The organism is Ruminococcus sporogenes (assembly GCF_054655175.1).
Window position 1 is genome coordinate 1 of record NZ_BAAHOA010000009.1, and the last position, 3,122, is coordinate 3,122.

General features: G+C 44.2%; 2 protein-coding genes. Both read right to left on the bottom strand.

Annotated elements, in window-relative coordinates; all coding sequences use genetic code 11:
* Positions 1-102: 102 nt before the first annotated feature.
* Positions 103-1,383: a translation elongation factor EF-1 subunit alpha gene (tuf, locus tag ACYQ0N_RS15110; protein ID WP_460163150.1), complete on the bottom strand. Its 1,281-nt coding sequence runs from the start codon at positions 1,381-1,383 to the stop codon at positions 103-105.
* Positions 1,384-1,453: 70 nt separating this feature from the next.
* A partial coding sequence (locus ACYQ0N_RS15115; RefSeq protein ID WP_460163151.1) for an elongation factor EF-2 occupies positions 1,454-3,122 on the bottom strand: 1,669 nt, incomplete at its 5' end.

The window sequence follows — 3,122 nt, forward strand, 5'->3', positions numbered from 1 at the left end:
CCCCCCCCCCAGATCATTCCGAGGGTGACTGGAGTTCAGACGTGTGCTCTTCCGATCTAGATAGGGAGATCTTCATCTTATAGGAGGCCATTGTTCATCACTTTACTGTGTCTTTTTCTCAACATCGATGCATTGTCCAGCTGCTACAGTCTGTCCCATATCCCTAACTGCGAATCTTGCCATGGGCGGGAACTCAGACACTTTCTCTATAACCATGGGCTTTGTAGGAACGACCTTAACAATGGCAACATCTCCCGTCTGTATGTGGCTTGGATGCTCTTCCTTTGTAGTACCGTTCCTTGGATCAATTGTCTTCAATATCTCAGTTATGGTACAGGCTACCTGGGCTGTATGGGCGTGGAAAACTGGAGTATAACCAGGTGCTATGACTGATGGGTGATTGAGAACCACAATCTGTGCTGTGAAGCTTGATACCACGGTTGGTGGATTTGTAGGATGTCCTGCAACATCTCCCCTTCTTATATCGGTCTTTGAGATGCCCCTGACGTTGAAACCTATGTTATCTCCAGGTTCTGCCTGCTGGAGCGGTTCATGATGCATTTCTATGGATTTAACATCGCCTGACTTGTGGGAAGGCTCAAATACAACCTGATCTCCGACCTTTAGTACACCAGTCTCTACTCTTCCAACTGGAACTGTTCCAATACCAGTTATGGAGTACACATCCTGAATGGGTAACCTGAGTGGCTTATCTATTGGTTTTGGTGGTACCTGCAGTGAATTGAGTGCTTCTAGTAGGGTCGGACCATTCCACCATGGCATGTTGGGGCTCTTTTTCATAATATTGTCCCCTTTGTAGCCGGATATGGGCAATATGGGAACATTTTTGTATCCAACAGATGCAAGTAGTTGCTCTACCTGCTTCTTTACCTCTTCAAATCTCTTTTGAGAATAAGGAGGTTGAGTTGCATCCATCTTGTTAATTCCCACAATCATTTGGTTAACTCCCAAGGTCCTTGCAAGGAATACGTGTTCCCTTGTTTGGGCCATTACCCCTTCTCCTTCCCTTGCAGAAACTATCAACAATGCTGCATCTGCTTGACTTGTACCCGTTATCATGTTCTTAACAAAGTCCCTGTGTCCGGGTGCATCAATAAGAGTGAAATAATATTTGTCAGTTTCGAATTTTCTGTGAGCTACATCAATAGTAACTCCTCTTTCCCTCTCTTCCTTTAGCCTGTCCATAACCCAGGCAAATTCGAAGGTCGCTTTTCCTTTCTCTTCAGCTTCCTTCCTATATTCTTCTATGATATGGGGTGGAATCTCCCCATGCTCGAACAGTATTCGACCTACAGTTGTCGATTTACCATGGTCAACGTGACCTATTGTTACCAAATTCAGGTGTGGTTTTTGTGTTGCCATATTCTATTTACCTCCATTATATATTTAGCTTGCCTTTATTTATTTTCCATATATATCCTTATCGATATCATCACAGATTTGCATAATAATCTGCATCGTAGGGCTCAGGTTTTAATCCCTTCCTCTCTCTTATCTTTCTAACTACCTCGTCCTGCAGATCCTTAGGTACCTGCTGGTATCCTGCGTTCTCAGTGCTCCACAGTACTCTTCCACTGGTGGCGCCTCTTATGGCTGAGGCAAATCCGAACATCTCAGGAACTGGAACTATAGCCACTATCTTGGATACGTCCCCTTCCTGATTCATCTCCAGTATTACACCCCTCCTCTGCTGGAATTCTCTGGTCACTGAACCAGATTCTTCAATGGGTGTATCAACGAAGACCTTCTGCATTGGTTCCAGAAGGACTCTACCAGCTTGTACCATGGCTCCATAAATAGCATTTCTGACAGCTGGGATGACCTGGGCAGGTCCTCTGTGGATGCTGTCTTCATGCAGTTTTGCATCCACCAATTTGACCTTTACTCCATAAACTTTCTCATTTGCCAGTGGACCCTTATCCATGGCTTCCATGAATGCCTGCTTAACCAACTCCATTGTTTCATTTAGGTACTGTATACCTTTTGTCGCATCGACGAGAATGTTGGGGCCATGTATTGCCTCAACTCCCTTCGCTTCCTCCCTATCCATCCCCAATTTTTCCAACTGCGAAACCAGTGACTTCTTATCCTTGATTCTGTCTGTTTGAGCAATATCACCTTCCAGAATTGCCTCCACTATTTCCTTCTCTAAGGGTTCAACTGTAATATAGAATCTGTTGTGCTTATTTGGCGATTTACCCTCAAATGGTCCTCCTTTTCCAGCAACCGTCTCCCTGTAAACAACAATTGGATCAGAGGTTTCGACCTCAACCTTATAATCATTCCTGATTCTATACAGCGTAACTTCAAGGTGCAATTCTCCCATTCCTGATATGAGATGCTCTCCTGTTTCCTGATTAATTTCTACCTGAATACTCGGATCTGCTTTTGATACTGTTCTTAGCACTTCTATTAACCTTGGGAGATCCTTCGTGTACTTGGCCTCAATTGCTACCGTAACAACAGGTTCAGAATAATGAACCATTGGCTCAAAAGGTTCGACATCCTTTAGACTTGAAACCGTAGAACCGGCAATGGCATCTTTTAGTCCCACTATGGCTGGAATGTTACCAGCCCAGAGCTCGTCAATGGGAATCCTATCAGGACCCACCATCATTGCCAGTTGTTGAACCTTGTACTTCTTGTCTCCCATTCCTGATATATAAAGTTCCACACCCTTGGTTAATTTCCCGCTGAAGAGCCTCCCAACTGCTATTTCTCCTGCATGTTCATCTACTATTATCTTGGTAACCATCATCATTATGGGTCCGTTGGGATCGCAGTTCAGCATTGCCTTTCCCACATCTGAATTAAGATCCCCCTTCCATATCTGAGGAACTCTATATTTTTGAGCCTCTAAGGGTGATGGCAAGTGATGAACAACGGCATCCAGAAGAACCTTATGCAACGGGCTCTTCTTGCTAAGCGTTTTCTGATCACCATTCTGCAGATATTGATAAACTTCCTTGAATCCTACAGAGGATTTCTGTATATATTTGGTGGAAACAGCCCATTTGTTGAAAGCAGAACCGAAAACTACAGTCCCGTTTTCAACCTTAACTTGCCAGGCATCTTTGAACTCATCTGGTGCATATCTCTTT

Bases quoted from the DNA above. Each gene is read 5' to 3' on its own strand.
- tuf (WP_460163150.1), bottom strand. From the start codon at position 1,383: ATGGCAACACAAAAACCACACCTGAATTTGGTAACAATAGGTCACGTT.